Annotated in this window: 13 protein-coding genes; 10 read left to right on the top strand and 3 right to left on the bottom strand. The window is 37.4% G+C overall.

From position 1 onward, the window contains the following. Positions 1–91: 91 nt before the first annotated feature. The 7 genes from BCELL_RS19145 (at position 92) to desB (ending at position 8,329) form a co-directional block, all read left to right on the top strand. Entirely contained in the window at positions 92–907 is an 816-nt protein-coding gene (locus BCELL_RS19145; protein WP_041808421.1) for a zinc-ribbon domain-containing protein, read from the top strand. Positions 908–1,122: 215 nt separating this feature from the next. Then, on the top strand, positions 1,123–1,707 hold the full coding sequence (locus BCELL_RS19140; protein WP_013490441.1) for a hypothetical protein: 585 nt from the start codon (positions 1,123–1,125) through the stop codon (positions 1,705–1,707). Between the two features lie 159 nt (positions 1,708–1,866). Next, positions 1,867–2,991 carry an SLC13 family permease gene (locus BCELL_RS19135; protein WP_013490440.1) on the top strand — a complete coding sequence of 375 codons (1,125 nt, stop codon included), beginning with the start codon at positions 1,867–1,869 and terminating at the stop codon, positions 2,989–2,991. 277 nt (positions 2,992–3,268) lie between these two features. Further along, positions 3,269–4,018, top strand: coding sequence for a sterol desaturase family protein (locus tag BCELL_RS19130; RefSeq protein WP_013490439.1), 750 nt, complete (start codon positions 3,269–3,271; stop codon positions 4,016–4,018). A 1,012-nt stretch (positions 4,019–5,030) separates the two neighbouring features. Then, positions 5,031–5,597 carry a LysM peptidoglycan-binding domain-containing protein gene (locus BCELL_RS21830; RefSeq protein ID WP_013490437.1) on the top strand — a complete coding sequence of 189 codons (567 nt, stop codon included), beginning with the start codon at positions 5,031–5,033 and terminating at the stop codon, positions 5,595–5,597. 208 nt (positions 5,598–5,805) lie between these two features. Then, entirely contained in the window at positions 5,806–6,666 is an 861-nt protein-coding gene (locus tag BCELL_RS19120) for a hypothetical protein (RefSeq protein ID WP_013490436.1), read from the top strand. Between the two features lie 550 nt (positions 6,667–7,216). Further along, positions 7,217–8,329 carry a Delta(10) desaturase DesB gene (gene desB / locus BCELL_RS19115; RefSeq protein ID WP_013490435.1) on the top strand — a complete coding sequence of 371 codons (1,113 nt, stop codon included), beginning with the start codon at positions 7,217–7,219 and terminating at the stop codon, positions 8,327–8,329. Between the two features lie 310 nt (positions 8,330–8,639). Here desB and BCELL_RS19110 read toward each other — a convergent pair whose 3' ends face one another. The 3 genes from BCELL_RS19110 to BCELL_RS19100 are packed head-to-tail and all read right to left on the bottom strand — an operon-like array spanning position 8,640 to position 13,631. Next, complete coding sequence (locus BCELL_RS19110) at positions 8,640–9,395, bottom strand: hypothetical protein (protein ID WP_013490434.1); 756 nt, start codon at positions 9,393–9,395, stop codon at positions 8,640–8,642. Positions 9,396–9,444: 49 nt separating this feature from the next. Beyond that, the gene (locus tag BCELL_RS19105; protein ID WP_013490433.1) at positions 9,445–11,907 is read right to left on the bottom strand and encodes an AAA family ATPase; all 2,463 of its coding nucleotides are present in this window, start codon (positions 11,905–11,907) and stop codon (positions 9,445–9,447) included. Next, positions 11,904–13,631 carry a leucine-rich repeat protein gene (locus tag BCELL_RS19100; RefSeq protein WP_013490432.1) on the bottom strand — a complete coding sequence of 576 codons (1,728 nt, stop codon included), beginning with the start codon at positions 13,629–13,631 and terminating at the stop codon, positions 11,904–11,906. Before BCELL_RS19100 ends, BCELL_RS19105 begins: the two co-directional genes overlap by 4 nt. Positions 13,632–14,975: 1,344 nt before the next feature. Between BCELL_RS19100 and BCELL_RS19095 the strand changes: the two genes are divergently transcribed. From BCELL_RS19095 to BCELL_RS22715, 3 genes are all read left to right on the top strand, one after another. Then, entirely contained in the window at positions 14,976–15,809 is an 834-nt protein-coding gene (locus tag BCELL_RS19095; protein WP_013490431.1) for an NmrA/HSCARG family protein, read from the top strand. Between the two features lie 161 nt (positions 15,810–15,970). Continuing rightward, positions 15,971–16,348, top strand: a complete 378-nt coding sequence (locus BCELL_RS19090; protein WP_013490430.1) for a hypothetical protein — start codon at positions 15,971–15,973, stop codon at positions 16,346–16,348. Between the two features lie 417 nt (positions 16,349–16,765). After that, entirely contained in the window at positions 16,766–16,921 is a 156-nt protein-coding gene (locus BCELL_RS22715; RefSeq protein WP_013490428.1) for a hypothetical protein, read from the top strand. The last annotated feature ends 178 nt before the right edge of the window (positions 16,922–17,099 follow it).

Below are 17,099 nucleotides of genomic sequence, written 5' to 3'. Positions count from 1 at the left end.
AATTAATTAAGTAGGAAAGGGAATGTATGTTATTTTCTCCCCCTATCCGTATACGATACGTGGAAGTCAGACAACTATCGGGAGAGGATTTATGGGACAAAAATATTGTAGTAATTGCGGCCAGGGCGTGTTGGAAGGCTTTAAGTTTTGTAGTGAGTGTGGAGCTGCTACAATCCAAAATTCAGAGCAGGGTTTGCAAAAGCCTCACGTACATCGTAAACATAGTGAAGAAATTTTATCGCAAGAAAGTCTTGCAAAAGATACGAAAAAAATAGGGAAGTTCAATAAAAAAAGAATCATCAGTAGTTTTGTTCTCATTTCTTTAGTTGTTATAGCTACGGCCTTCATTTTTAGTGATAATAAAGCTGGAATGTATAACACTCATTGGGGAGATTCTATCGAATCTGTTGTCGAACAAAAAGGTAACGACTATGAACTACATAGTATAAGTCCAAGTGAGTTTCATGACTTTTCTTTAACTTCTTTACAATATACTGGCCAAAAATTTGGTGGTTATGACGTGATGATTACATATGGCTTCTATCAAAATAGTACAGGAAATTGGGATGGTCTATGGACTTATCAAACAAGTGCACAATATGCGTCATTATACAATAATACTGTTTTTCAATTAAGCGCAATTGAGTATATTGTTGACAATAATGTTGTTTTAATTCAACCACAGTTAATGAGAATTGACGTTTTTTTCACGATTGATAATTTATATACGATATTTGATGATTATGATGAAAAATTAGATATGCTCGTACGTGAGTTTGGTACTCCCGACAGTTACGGTGAAGGCCCAGGAGCAAGGCATATTTGGCAAACAGATACAGAATTAATCATATTCCATCAATCCTCACTCAGTATCATCCCAATGCACAACGCCATGCCAAACGGCTAACAGGGACGGTTCTCGTTTGCCTTATCCAGACTAACAGGGACGGACCTCATTTGCCAAAGAGACTAGCAAGGACTTCATTTCCCAAAGACAACTGGTACGTTTTTGTTCAAGAAAATCTACAATAATTGCAGTGACATAGAGGGCACATAAAGGAAACTCACCCAAGACAATCAACCATGTAAAGATATTCATAAAATACTTGGAGGGAACTATTCATGATTAGAATGGGACTAATTTTTGCTGCTTTTTTTATATTAATAGGGTGTAATAATGCCTCAGAAACAGAAGTAGATAATAGTATTATTGAAGTGGAAGAAAAGTTACAAGAAGAACTCGGAGCGGTCATCATACCAAAATACTCAGATTTAGGAATATCTTACGCATATACTTATTCAGATTTTAATGGCGACGAAGATTCTACCCATGCGTATGTTCAGTATAGTGACGTTGTAGGGGAAGCATTTAGTGATGATGTAATAGCGGAATGGGAAGAAAATTTGATAGTGGAAACAAATAATATTTATGGACCATATGAAGGCGAGCCAATAGTATTTTTACAGTTTACAAATGAGATTAATGATGAAGTTGCACTAAACAACAGTGATCAAAATACTGGTGAGATGATAGTCGACTCTCATCATGTGACATATGTTATTAATGAGGCAGTAGGGTTTTATATATATTCTTTTGACACAGACCACGGGAGTTATACACTGGGTTATGATATGGAATTTTTCACATTTGAAGAAACGGAAGAGCATATAGAAGATTTTATATCTCAAATTGATGAAGTGGAATAGCGGATAGGGGTAGGCATGGTTGTAAAAGTGCTTATATTTTGAAGGGGTACTTTAATTGAAATCGCGCTAACGGGCGGACCACATTAGCTGGATATGCGATAATAAAAGAAAAACGGCAAATGAGAACCGTCCCTCTTAGCCATTATGTGGAGATAGATTATGATAAAGATGAAGGTTACATTGTTTTTGAGAGGATTTTTTAAAGAAAACTATGTGGTATTAACTGCTGCATGTGCTGCTATTATTAGTAGTTTGATAGTTAAACCAGACGGGCAGTACATTGATTATATTGATTATCAGACATTGGTCACGTTATTTTGTATGTTAGCGATTGTTCGTGGGTTTGAAGAGATTCATTTTTTTCGAATCTTATCTAGACGGATCATCAGTTTTTTTGGAACGATGAGAACGGTAATTTTAGCGCTTGTTTATATTACATTTATTGGATCGATGATTATTGCAAATGACATGGCCCTGATTACTTTTCTACCACTTGGTTATTATGTTTTGAGCAGTACAAATTCGCATAAGTATGTAGCTTTTACTTTTATTATGCAAAATATTGCTGCTAATTTAGGTGGGATGCTCACTCCATTTGGTAATCCGCAAAACTTATTTATGTATTCTTTCTTTAATATTAATCCTTATGAGTTTATGAGTATCATGTTCTTCCCTTTTATCATTTCTATTGTCCTTATTACTGTCTGTTGTTTATTTGTGAAAAACGAGCCATTAGTTTTAATCGACAGTCCTAATCAATCAGTGAATATGGGGAAAACAATTTTATATTTTGTTTTATTTGGGTGCTTTATAGCCATTATATTTAAATTAATTCCATATATTTATGGTGCCATAATAATAACAGGAGTAATTTTGTTCTCTGATAGAAAGGTACTGATAAAGTTAGATTATCCACTACTGTTGACCTTTTTTTTCTTCTTTATTTTTGCCGGAAACATGTCGAGAATCGATCTAGTTCGAGATATATTAAGTGATATGCTTCTGCAAAACACATTGGTTACAGAAGTCATATCTAGTCAGATTATTAGTAATGTTCCAAGTGCCATTCTCCTATCACAATTCACTGACAATTATAGTGATTTATTAGTAGCGGTAAACATCGGAGGAACAGGGACATTAATTGCTTCTTTAGCTAGTTTAATCACCTACCGAGAGTATATTAAACATTACCCAGAAAAAAACTGGCACTTTATTAAACTATTTTCGATCATTAATTTCAGCTTCCTCATCACACTAACCACCATCACACTCTTTATATTATAAAGGCTAACAGGGACGGATCTCGTTCGCCTTATCCGGCAAACGAGAATAAAGAAAACGCTCTGCTATGGTAGCTGCTAATTCGACTCTAAGAATGGATCATTTTTTCACCAAGTCTGCGCTATTACTACCTCAAACAAGCATCACTAACGGAATTTCACGAAAAAGTTAATGAGAATTATCTCCTTGGAAAAAAACTGATTAGTTTGACACAATTGCCATGGTTGAATAAAATTAAGAATATTCAAACATTATTAGGCGGACAAAAGGAGGTTTTCTCATGTTCGAATCCGTTTTAAACTGGTTAATGCAAGCTTCTTGGAAAATCGTCATACCTTTATTGCTGCTATTAAATGTCGTGATTTTATTGAGCTGTATTGTTGTTGGAAATAAAATCGTTCAATGGTTTTACAAGAGAAGAATTGCCGCACTCATCACTACCCGTCCATCGGAAGTGTTTTTAGCATTGCTGTCCGTGATACTGAATACAGCCGTGACTGTACTTGGTTATTATTTATGGAAAAATGGTGTCATTGTCTTAAGCACAAGCTTTGGCTTCTTTGATTGGATCGATATTCTCATTTTACTTTTAATCATGGATTTCGCCATGTATGTATTCCACAGATTTGCACACCTTCGTTTCATTTATCCTCTTATTCATCGTACGCATCATCGATATGAAGATCCAAGACCGATTACTTTATTTGCACTAAATCCTCTTGAAAACTTAGGTTTTGGTTTGCTATGGATTATTGTATTGACCATTTATCCAGCTTCTTGGATTGGGATATCTGGCTATCTTTTTCTCAATGTTGTCTTCGGTCTCATTGGCCACCTTGGGGTGGAGCCCTTCCCGAATTCATGGGTCAAACATCCCATATTAAAATGGATTTCAACAAGTACGTATCATGCGCAGCACCATCAACAAGAACACTACAACTACGGCTTCTACACCATCATCTGGGATCGCCTATTCGGCACCCTATCCCCAAAATACCCATCCGACTTTGGCAATACCAAAAACGGCTAAGAGGGACGGTTCTCGTTCGCCTTATCAGGCAAACGAGAACGAGGAGCCTGTTCGATAATCACATATATTTGCATATGGTATGAGAGTTAACTTCAGTCATAAGTAAAATAAATTGATGTAATCAATCTTTTTTAACATTTTTTCACGATACATGTCCCGCATTGGATTAAATTCCTGCCCGTTAACGACGTTGTTCATCAAAGTAACGAAGAAATTTTCCGTTTCCTTACAGGGAACTGCTTAGTGGTCGATATTTTGCTGGGGGCAGAAAGATATTTTGTTCGTAAATATTTAGCCATTTTTCTTACTTCCTCTTGGTTTAAAGAATCTTTCTCCGCATATGGTCTAAGTGCATATTTTTGCATTTCTGAGGTTATTTTAATAATGAATGTGTACCACAAGTAAAAAATTCATAGTACTAACTGTTTAATTCGATTAATTGTAGAAGATTAATCCGGAAATTGGAGGAGTTAACATGTCCGAACATCAAGGTAGAAAACCGAATTTTGAACCTACAAATCCAGATCGTAAGTTACCAAATGAACAACAAAGAGGTAAAGCAAAATCGAACGCTCGTGGCAAGACTAGATAAGTAAGAGGCTAACGGGGACGGTTCTTCTTAGCCAAAATGATGCTACAATTACGGTTAGAACCGTCTCTGTACCTGATGAAATCATAGAGCATTTTATTTTTTAATAAAATTTGCGATGCATCATGAACATTTCAATTTTATCAAGCTTAATCCAGTAATTTTGTATACTAAATCTCCAGTTTTTTTACCACGTACTTTCTTTCTGAACAAATATCCTATCTTTTTTATTTCTCAATTCCCCAGATGTTATCCATATAGTAAATGCATGATAAAACCGACATCCACAACTATTCCAACAGTATCCTAGTAAATTATTCCCCTTCTTTTTCGACAATCATAATATTTTTCTGTAGAAAAATGTTTAAAAATCTCGCAAAAAGGAATGGCATTAATATACTACTATTGAAGGAGGAGTTAAAAGTGAAGAAAACGAGTAAAATCATTGCACCTATTGCAGGGATTGGTTTAGTTTTCGGGACAGTGAGTGTATCAGCTAATTCCTCAGTAACAGTAGAGCCTGGTGATACGTATTGGGGGATCGCGCAGGATTATGACAATGTGTCGGTAGATGATATTGTGGAGGCGAATGATTATGATCCGGAAGCACTAACGGTTGGATCGGAAATTGTTATACCAGTTGATGGGGACGAAGAAAGCTCAGAAACTGTAACACACGTTATCCAGCCGGGAAACACACTATCTGAAATCGCTTCTGTATATGACGGTATATCAAGTGATGATTTATTAGAATTAAATTCAGATATTGACCCATATGCTCTGCAAATCGGTTCAGAAATTCAGGTCACTAATCATGAACGTGATGAAGTAGAGGACTATCTCTATCACACCGTACAGCCAGGTAACACATTCAATATAATTGCAGGTGTTTATGACGGTGTAACAGTGGACATGCTACGCGATGCAAACCCAGATGTTGATCCGTATGATTTAACTATTGGATCACAGCTAGTAATACCACTTGAATAACAATTAATAAGGCTAATGGGGACGGATCTCATTAGCCTTTTTATGCACTTTGACGAAAGAAAAAAACTCAAAGCAATGAAACCTAGTTGCAGCATGAACGGAGTCATTGCCGTTCAATTTGTTGGCACTGTATTTTTTCAGTGGCCTCTTGTAATTTGAAGTGACTTGGACATAATAACTCTATTCCTAGTATGAGGTGGAGTTATCTATGTTTAGTGGGAAAAATAACAAACGCTATCCCTATATCATATTATTGGTGATTCATTCGGGCTTGCTCTTATATACTTTTGCGCGAAAGAAGGATCGAAAGGCTCTAGTCGTGCTGTTATTCTCTAACATGGGAATTGCCTATCTGTTTGAATATTTGGTTTTATCGTTCCTTCATCTATATAAATACAAGCCGAAATTTTTTAAGAAGAACTTCTTAGATGATATATCTGGAGCTATCTTATCGCAAGCGGTATACGTGCCATTCACAGCGCTTTTTATCACTGCCTTTCAATTAAATTGGATTGTTAAAGTGGCATTTGCAATTTATTTTTCAGTAGTCGAGAAAGTTTTCATTAAAATGCGTATTTATAAGCTACAAGGGTGGAAAATAAGATACACGTTAGTGTTAATCGTGATGTATTTTTATTTGAGTGATTGGTGGCTAAAGCTACTGAAAAAGGGAAATGCCATAATCCAAAGGCTAACGTTGTTTAATATGATGCAATTTACAGGGATCAACAGTTTAGTTAGCTTAGAAATGCCACGAATACTTAGTTTCGGAGTTGGGAGGTACCATTCCACGAAGGAACAGCACAAAGTGGAAACTTCGTATTCAACCCTCATGTCATTAATAAAAACAGTGGCAGCATGGAAGGGGAATTTAAGTTTAAAGGTGATGTTTTTACTAATTAAAATCATGCTAGACATAACATTAAAAAGAAAAGGAATTATAAAAATCAAGTCTACATTAGTAATCACAATGATCGATCTCTTTCTACTAACTATAGGACCAACATATAAAAAATGGATCCATGAAATAGCGGCTAATGAGGACGGTTCGAAACTGCTGAAAAAGTAAAAATCTTGATATTTTATTGTATTATTATTCAATATATCTAATTATAGAATAGGTTGATGAAACCGGAGCAAGCGAGGTAACTGTCTCTTCCTCTACGAGCATATGCTTTGTAGCGTATCCGTCGAGATAACTCGAAGCATTAGCGTCGAAGCAACGCTCGTTCCTGCGGGAGAAAAGGCAGGGGAGAGACTACGTAGATGCAAAGCATCAAGGAGGCTCACCAGACGCCCGCGAAAAGCGAGTTTGCACAGGTCTCATCAACTTCTATATTCAAATAACTTTATATTTATTAGTCTATACTTAATGTGTAAGTACTTTTTTCACTGGTTCCGGACGGTTCTGGCTTGCCAGAACCGTTTATTTTTACAACTCTTTAATTAAACTTTTCTTTGTTGTCGAGGAGGACAGCAAGCTAAGTACTAGATGGCAAATATGAACCGTCCCCATTAGCCGCATTCACCGTGAATAAATTTTTAAGAACGTTCAAATAATAAAGGTGGTAATTCATGGTACTAATAAATTATGCACACAATAAGGAAAGGAATGGAACATGAAGGAATTACATACTTTTGGATGGTATGCTGCCAGATTAGCAAAGCATTTACCTAAAGAATATCACAAGCCAACACCGCAGCGGTTGTTGGGCGGATTAGCCTATGTAATGATAGTAGTAGGAGGCTTCTTATCTATTGCATTATTTGAACTACCTCTCATTTTAAACATTGGAATAGCAGTAATTCTAGGGATGAGTTTTGCTGGAATGGGTTTTTTAGGGCATGAAATATTGCACGGAAATGTAGTAAGAAAACCGTGGTTAAGAAACTTTCTGGGGGCAGTTGCCTTTTGGCCATTAAGTACAGGCCCACAATTATGGAGGAAATGGCACAATATGAATCATCATGTCCACACGCAGCATGATGAAAATGATCCAGATTCATGGCCAACACTTGAGAGAATATCAAAGACGAAGTTTGTCAGCTGGATATACCGAATACCATTTATCATAAGATCGTTGATAGCCTTCGCGTCTTTATCAGTACAGTTTACAGCTCATTCATTAAAATGCTTGATGATTTATATAAAGGATTTTCAACCGAAAAAAAGACCGGTTGTCATCATTCAAGCTATTTTACCTTGGGCAACGTGGATAGGGTTACTATTTGTTCTCGGTTTCCATGATTGGTTCTTTGCGTTTCTACTCCCACTACTGATCGCTAATTTTGTGGTTATGGCTTATATATCAACAAATCACCGATTAAATCCATTGGTCCCAGTTAACGACCCATTAGCGAATAGTCTTACCGTTACCGTACCGAAATGGCTTGATTGGATACATTTTAATTTCAGCTATCATACGGAACACCATATTTTTCCGGCGATGAGTTCAAAATATTACCCAGAAGTGAAAAGGTTGTTAAAGGAAATGTGGCCAGAACGATACCATGAAATGCCAATGACAAAAGCACTACTCGCTTTAATAAAAACTCCAAGGGTATACTTTGAACATAATGATCTCGTAGACCCAAACGGAGGCAAAATTTACGGATCATTAGGTAACGGACTAAACCCTGAAAAAATTACAAGTAAACCCCTCGACTTAAACAACCTAGAGGAAATAAAAAAAGAAAACAAAATTAAAGAAGAAAACGACCTCCAAGCCTAAACGGCTAACAGGGACGGATCTCGTTAGCCAAAAAACTATGATCATGAATTACGGCTAATGGGGACGGACCTTATTAGCCAATATACAACTACTAGTAGGATGACTCTTGCTTACCTGATAAACTATTGTGGAGACTAAATAGGATTGCTGGAGTATACGTTATAATCAACAGAATAACCCTTGATTTAGTCATACTTCTTATTCGAATCGTAGAGGATAGAATATGACAAAAAACCTTGATTGGCTAAAGCCTCTCAAGGTTTTATTTTAATTTGTAAATGATTATAATGGCAAAGAAGAACCGTCCCCATTAGCCAAGGCGCATTTTGGTTTTTAATTTTTGTAGGTCGGTGAGTGAGTTAATTGGTAAGTTTAGGTCTGATTCTGTTAAATAGTAACCGATGTTCATTTGTTTTTTTATTTCGGTAGCTGCATGGTCTGATTCGTGGACGTGCATAACGGTGACGTGTTTGCCGTTCCAGGAAAATGAGTATTCATAAGGTGGGAAATCTTTAAAGCTAAAAAACAGACTATGATTACCGTAAAACTTACTTGCTGGATAAAACTGCAGCATTTTACCCCGCTCTTCTTCGGTTAGCACACTCAAGCCTTGGATTAGCACACCGTTATGTGTAACCTGTAGCGTTAATGGTTCTATAGACGTATTCTCAGCCCACTTCGGCAGCTTCACTGCAGCATTAATAAAAAGAAACTTTGCATGCTTTTCTAGCCTTTTTAATATTGCATCCTCAACTTGCGCCTGTTGATTATCAGGATGAAGAACAATGCGTTCAATGTTTTCAATATTATCGTTCCAGAGCTGAACTAATTCTATCATTTCAATAGGCTTGCTTGAATCTATCACCGTTTTTCTCGCGCAATCGTAATGATCGATTAAAAGCTGAACAATATCCTCACTATTTAAATAAATCTCTTCACTAATATCGACATTCACCTTTGCTTGCATGAACAGAATGATATTTTTCACTTCGTCTACGTTTTTCGTAGTTGAAATAAAGATATCGTCACTATCTTTTAGGTGATCTTTTATGCAGTAAAAATACAACGACTCGTCCTCCTTGCCAACATAGCAGCTTTCCTTCAAAATCAGTTGATCATGATTTTTCCCCATTAAAAATGTAGTTTAGTATATCTTTCCCTGTTTTATCACGGTACTTTTCTTTAGACTCTTCAACAAAGTGATAGCCATAGTTGCCAAACACACGTAAGCGAGAGGCTTCATTTACTTCACTAAGCTGCTTTTGGAACGAATCCATTTTCCGTTCTTCAGACAAATGCTTCGTAGCAATGCTCAGTTTATTTCCCTTTATAACAAGTGAAATATCATTAAAATCACCGCCAGTTATCTCACTTAACTGCACAGGAATTCCATTTGAAAATAGCGTCCCCTTACACGTCAAAAGCCTTTTATTCAATACCTTCTCCTGGAGCTCCTCATACAATAAACGCGCCGCCTCGGCATGTGACATATACGGCTGAATAAAAACAGAAATGTGCCGTCCACCTAAGAGACGCTCATAGCGCACGTTCATTTCAAAATACCCCTTGAAGGTCACACCGAATTTCTTCTCTAACGCGTTGAAAGCAGCCTCTAAATGCTGGGGAGTGCACTGGTCTAATTCCAGATTCATATAGCACTCGTAACGATTTTTCAACTCAAAAAGCTGATCGTGATGATACAGTCGTAAGCAAAGATCACGCCTATTATTTTGACCTGCTTTCTCATACGCGTCGGCTGCTTGCGAATATTTTTTAAGCTTAAACAAATGATCGGCTTCCTTCAGCCAATCGGCATCGACACTCACGTCAATAGGAGCGGCCGTTAATGAAGCTGGCTGAAAGTAAGCCTCTAGCATTTTTTCTATCGCAGTCGTCTCATCTTCAATCATATAAAAGTGCCGCTTACTTCTCGTCATGGCTACATACACGAGGTTAACATACGTCTGATATAAATCATTGAGCTTATCGGTTTCAGCAAATAATGTGCGCCATACATTTTTAAAGGTCGTAAATATATTGTACGTGTATACTTTCTCGTATTCTAATCCTCTCGTTTCCTCAATCGTAAAGACACGCTTCACACCATTTTTCTCAAAGTGCTCTTTCTCTCTACGGTCGCTTACAATAATCATGGCATTGACATCTTGCTGCAACTGACGAAAGAAAGACATAGTGCCTTCACTGCCTCTGGAAAAATAAGGTTTCACTCCTGTGCGAACGGGAATCTCAAGCTGCTGAAAAGAGATACCTGCACTTTTGAACTTTGACTGCTTTACTTCCTTCACCTTGTTAATGGCCTGGACAATCTCACTAGTGGAACGATAGTTTTTGTTAATAAAAACTTCTTTTAAAGTGTATCCCGCCTCGTAAATGTCATTTTTTATAAAGGAGAGGTCAAACTGATAATTTTGCGTCGACTGATGAACATCACCAAGTAACAGGACAGTTTGCTTATTTTTCGTTGAAGCTAAAATATATGTCAGCTGCTTATTCGTCAACTCTTGCACCTCGTCAAAAATAAGGTGGTCATACTGTCTAGCAAGTGGACGTGATAACGCTTCATACGCTAAATCGTTGTAATCATAGTAATGATTCACCTTTAACCACATATCATATTTACTTGCAACAGCGTAAATCATCTTCTTTGTTTTTTCTGGATAGGCTGATGCCGCGGATCCCAAGTATGCATCTCTTGATTGTATTCGTTCCTTTGAAGCCCCTTTTATCACTGTGTTGATTTCCACCCAAATCTCTCTTAAAGGAAAGCCGTTCGCGATATCGGAAATGTCGTCTCTCAGTGCCCATTGAATAAATGCATCGTATTCAATGATAGTCGGGTTTTCCAATTCTAGCTCTTTACATAGCATTTCTTCTAATGTCATAACAGGAAGTTCACTTTTTCGATGTTCGGGAAGGAAAGATGTTGCTTTTTCTACCATGAACGCCGATTTAGTTGCATAAATCGTTTCCTTTGATAAGTCAGCATCTAATAATAGTTTTCTTATTGCAATACTCGTTTTTCCACTGCCTGCACAACCAAAAATAATCGTTGGATTGACGATCTCTGTCAAACAATTGTACTGCTCCATACTTAATAGTAGCTCGTTACTGTTGCTTTCAATGGCAAGCTCGATATATTCATCATCAAAAACTTCAGCATGCAAGATTTGATTTAAGTGATGCTGCAATTCATTTTGCGCATACGTATCAATTTCCGTATCAACTGCTTCTTCGAAATACGCTTCTTGCACGATATTCAAGTCTTCTAGTTTTATATGTTTGGACATATTTTTTGCTGCACGAATTTGATTGTCATGTGTTTGAAAGCTTAAGAAAACAATGGTCCCCTTTTCGTAGCGGAATAAAATCCGATCCCCGCTATTGATCCGGAATTTATAAATATCAGTGCCCGCGATTTGCCTCACCCAATATCCTTTAGGTATATCTGACAACGTTTTTTTCTGTGGAAGTATGTTTATAAATTCATGTAGCTTTCTCGTAACAATTTCTCTTTTTTCTATAGGAACCTCTTTCATAAAGTTTGCAGCAATCTTCATGCGCTTTCCTCCACGTCATGCTGAAGAAACTTTTCGGCGACACTAATACAAATCTGATCGTATTCAGCCATTTTTTCTTCACTGACATTGAGCGGTGTTTGATAGCCACGCAGTACTTTTAAATGTGGGTTTATTCCCTCTTCGTATTGGGCGATGACTTGTTCATATGCCGTTTGTCGCATGATTTCGTCCAGAAGGGAGTGCCCTAAATGTCTAAGCACTTCATATTTATCTTGACCTAAATGAATCGCTGTTTTATAGGAACGCGCACTTGCATCATAATCCCCTTTTATATATAGCACTTTACCTAAGTTATAATATGCCGTGCTAATAAGTGGCTTAAAATCAATCGCTTCCTTGTATTTTGCGATCGCTCCGTCGATGTCACCTTGCTGCTTTAACGTATAACCTTCTACTAAAGTCTCAACATACAAGTCCTTTTCTGTAATCGATTCCTCCGTATATTCCGAAAGCCCCTCGATATGGAACGTTTCTTCAAGTTCGTATTCGGGGTTGTTCGAAGGGAATACTATATTGAGAGAAGCGTAAATCTCTCGTTTTTGTTGCTCTTCAAATTCAATCACTTCCTCGTTTGAAGCATGTGACCACTTTGTATTGCGATTCCCGATCAGTTTACGGATGGGCGCCTTTTTAACTTTCACCTTAAATTCTTTTTCATACTCCGCCTTCGTCATGTTGCCGGCAAACATTTCATAAGAAGTGTCCATCAGTTCCACTTTCACATTCGACTTAATAGTAGAAACAATGTCGGTGAGATTGTCACATCCAACAAAAGCGTGCTCCGCAATCACTTCAACGTTGTCTTTCACTGTCAATGTTGTTAATCCGATACAATTCTGAAATGCTTGTTGGCCGATTTTTTTAAGTGCACGAGGTAAAAAAACATGATCTAATGAATGACATTCTGCAAATGTCATATTCAGTATGCTGTTTACACTCTCTGGAATTTCAACATACTCGAGCGACGTACAACGATAAAACAGAGAGTTACCAAGAAACGTGATGCCATCTGGAATTTTTATGTGCTGTATACTAGTCTCTGAGAAGGCATATGCCCCGAGTTTTTCCATTTCGCTCGGTAGCTGCACGTCCTCCAGACTATAGCATTCATCAAATGCATACCCTTCTATCACCGCTAGCGATTCGGGGAAAACAACAGATTGTAAGGATTGACACCCTTGAAAGGCCCACCTGCCAATCTGCTTTACCCCCTCAGGAAAATGAATTTGCCTCAGCTTCGTACATTGATCAAAAGCCTTATTTTCTATGATTTCAATTCCTTCAGGTAAAAAAACAGCTTCTACTTTACTCCCAGCAAAAGCCTCTTCACCAATGATTTTTACTTCCTCACCGTTAATAGTGGAAGGAATTTTTACAATTTTATCTTTTCCGACATAATATAATTTACCGTTAATAACTTTGAAGTTTTTTTCCTTTACAGAAACGGTGTCAAAGTCAATCGGTTTATGATTAGTAGATTTATTCTTTTGAGTGCTCCTAGCGAATTTGTTTTCACCTAAAAGGCCTTGATTAAAAAGGCTAAAAAGCTCATCGGAAGTAGTAACCTCCTGCCTACCATTAGGGTTAGCCCCATGCTCATTCGTATGCTTATACTGTTGTCCGAGCCTTCCTTCATTCCGCTCACAACATTTTCTATATTGCTTTCCTGATCCACAAGGACAAGGTTGACGCCTACCTGCCATACCAAAAATCCCCTCTCTCTTGGCTAATGGGGACGGACCTCATTTGCCAGACTAGCCCTATTAGCATTTGCCCCCTCAATTAGCGGGTTGAAGTAAATAATTTAATATTTTCTTTGTTCTAACGATATTAAATCTATTATATCCATTGTATGCGTGAAAGAAATAGTACTTTTCTAGAACAATTCGGCAAGTGGGGACGGATCTTGTTTGCCATTTATGGCATTCCTTTCTCGGATGATTTTACTAGTACAAAGGAAAGTGAAGACGTTTAGTATTCCTTTCATGGCTGATTTTACTAGTAGAAAGGAATGCAAAGGTGTTTAGTATTCCTTTCTTGGCTGATTTTACTAGTAGAAAGGAAAGCGAAAGCGTTTAGTGTTCCTTTCTTGGCTGATTTTACTAGTAGAAAGGAAAGCGAAAGCGTTTAGTGTTCCTTTCATGGCTGATTTTACTAGTAGAAAGGAATGCAAAGGTGTTTAGTATTCCTTTCATGGCTGATTTTACTAGTAGAAAGGAAAGTGAAGACGTTTAGTATTCCTTTCATGGCTGATTTTACTAGTAGAAAGGAAAGTGAAGGCGTTTAGTGTTCCTTTCATGGCTGATCTTACTAGTAGAAAGGAAAGTGAAAGCGTATAGTATTCCTTTCACGATTGATTTTACTAGTAGAAAGGAAAGTGAAGGCGTATAGTATTCCTTTCATGGCTGATTTTACTAGTAGAAAGGAAAGTGAAAGCGTTTGGCATTCCTTTCACGATTGATTTTACTAGTAGAAAGGAAAGCGTTTAGTGTTCCTTTCATGGCTGATTTTACTAGTAGAAAGGAAAGTGAAGGCGTTTAGCATGCCGTTCGAGATTGATTTACATGTGCGAAAGGAATACAAACACGATTAGTATTCCTTTCCTCATCAATTTTTCTAGTAGAAAGGAAAGAGAACTTGATTTGTCTCCCAATCACACTCTATTTTTCCACTAAAACGGTGGGCAAAAGTCATTACATTCCGCCGGCGAGTGACTATCTTCATAATAGAAATCCGCATAAATGTCATTTGTAGACACTTAAAATGCGCCAATTGAGTGACTTTTCGTTTCATAAATGTGACTTTTAGATTATGACTATTACCCGTGTATTTGTGACTAATGTGACCTTTTCAAGACATAAACTACGAATATACAATATAAACATAGGTATAAAGTTATAAAGGTGGATGGTTCCATTTTCCATTGATAACAAGCACTATTGAGTGATTCATAGTTTCGTAACTCGTGGGTCTTCAGAAAATGACTCGGACAACAGAAATGGAAAACAGAAGGGAGAGGTTGTATATCATGAAGACCATTTTAGTTATTGGCAACAGGTCAACAGGGCGGTGCAGTTACAAGGCACCTATTGAAGAGAGGCTGGAACGTACGGGCTATTACGCGTAATCCGGATGGAAATGCAGCGCAGGAGCTACAGCGGCAAGGAGTAGAAGTCGTATCCTGTGATATGGAAGAGAAAGGGCAATTAGAAAAAGCGATGGAAGGCACGTATGGTGTTTTTTCTGTGCAGAATTTCTGGGAAAAAGGTATTGGTTATGAAGGCGAAGTTCGCCAAGGGAAAAACGTAGCCGATGTAGCTCACAAAGTGGGAGTAGAGCATTTGTTGTTTTCCTCCGTCGTAGATTGTGACAATGCATCGGAGCTAGAGCATTGGACATCGAAATGGGAGGTTGAAAAATATATAGATTCGCTTGGAATTCCTCGTACTTTTTTGCGTACGGTGTTCTTTATGGATAACTTTGCAATTCCGAAAACAGGGAAATTGACCATACCTGTGATGAAAGGGGCTTTAAGTAAAAGTACAAAATTACATATGATAGCAGTCGATGATATAGGTTATTTTGCTGCTGAAATTTTTGATCATCCTGAGCAATACCTTGATCAAATTGTGGATATTGCTGGTGACGCATTGACTTATGAAGAAGTATACGAACAAATTGTTGAGGTTGTCGGTACAAAGCCACCTTCCTTCAAAATGCCCTATTGGGTTTTTAAATTGATGAATGCAGAAATGGCACGCCAATTTAAATGGAATGACGAAATAGGCTGGTCTGTAAACCAAGAACAAGTAAGACAAAAACATCCAAAGCTCAAAACCTTCCGCACATGGCTGGAAGAAAACAAACAACACCTCGGCTAATAGGGACGGTTCTCATCATCCATTTTTGTAATTTTTAAAACATTAAGTAATCTTAGTGTCAAAAAATGCTAATGGGGACGGACCTTATTAGCCAGATTAATGCGATGGTGGGGGATGAATAAAGTCATAGAATGATAACTATATGAAGGGGGAAGGGAATTTTGGGAATAAAGTTAATTAAAATATCTGTTATTTATTTTGTGATTGGGGTACTTCTTGGGTACCACATGTCCGTCGCAACGGACTACAGTTTAACACCAATCCACGTTCATATTAATTTGTTAGGATGGACTTCGATGACGTTAGCGGGGATCTTGTATGTGATGTTTCCAAAAGCAGAACAAAGTATGCTCGGAAAGATTCACTTTTGGACTCATAATATTGGGTTACCACTGATGATGCTAGGTTTATATTTTACCATTCTTGGAATTGACAGTGCAGTAGTGCCACTCATGCTTATCATAGGTTCTACCCTCGTAGTGCTTGCTGTTCTTGTTTTTGCCTTTAATGTATTCAAAAACGTCAAAGCTGGTGAATAGGGACTGGTGAATAGGGACGGATCTTATTAGCCAAAAATATTTTAAGTAAACACCAGGTAGTCGGGGAATACCCTGAATGCCTGGTGTTTTTATCGTGTGATATTGAAATGTTTCTTCTTTAAATTGTTATTCACAAAAAGACTTTATTTTTCTCTAATATATTTTGGGCGCTTATACAATTGACTGCTGGACGATGAAATATGGATCGCTTATATAAATAGAGTAAACAATTTAACCAATTAGCACCTGATTTACGCGTCACCGTTTTAACTTGTGAAAGTGAAGGTGAACCGTCCCCATTCGCCAAAAAAATTTTATTTTTACAGACATTAAGTGACATATCTTTTGAGATCCTTTCATTATAATAATAATGGCATTAGATTTTTATCGAAAAAAATGGAGGGCTACAAAATAGAAATGAAAACTTATGAAATATACAGTAAATCGGCGCCGATTACGGAACAAATTAGCGAATGGTTAGAAGGGCTAGATAATTTAACCTCTATTCATATACAATTTTCTGAGTTTGCTGCTAAAGTGACCTATGTTGAGGAAGAAAAAGAAGAAGAATAACTACATAAAATGACGAGTGATTTTAAAAATAATCGCTTGTCATTTTTTTTTGGAAGAAAAGAAAGAAATCGCGGTGGAAATGATGCCACTTAAGTAAAATGGTTGACTCCTACTCGAGTTGCGACTACGAAGTTAAGGGAGGGTTGGTCTCGGCGTTCACGAGTAACGTGTGGATGCT

This window comes from Evansella cellulosilytica DSM 2522 (assembly GCF_000177235.2).
GTDB lineage: Bacteria > Bacillota > Bacilli > Bacillales > Salisediminibacteriaceae > Evansella > Evansella cellulosilytica.
Note: the sequence above shows the minus strand (reverse complement) of the source record. Positions and strands in the feature narration are given on the sequence as shown.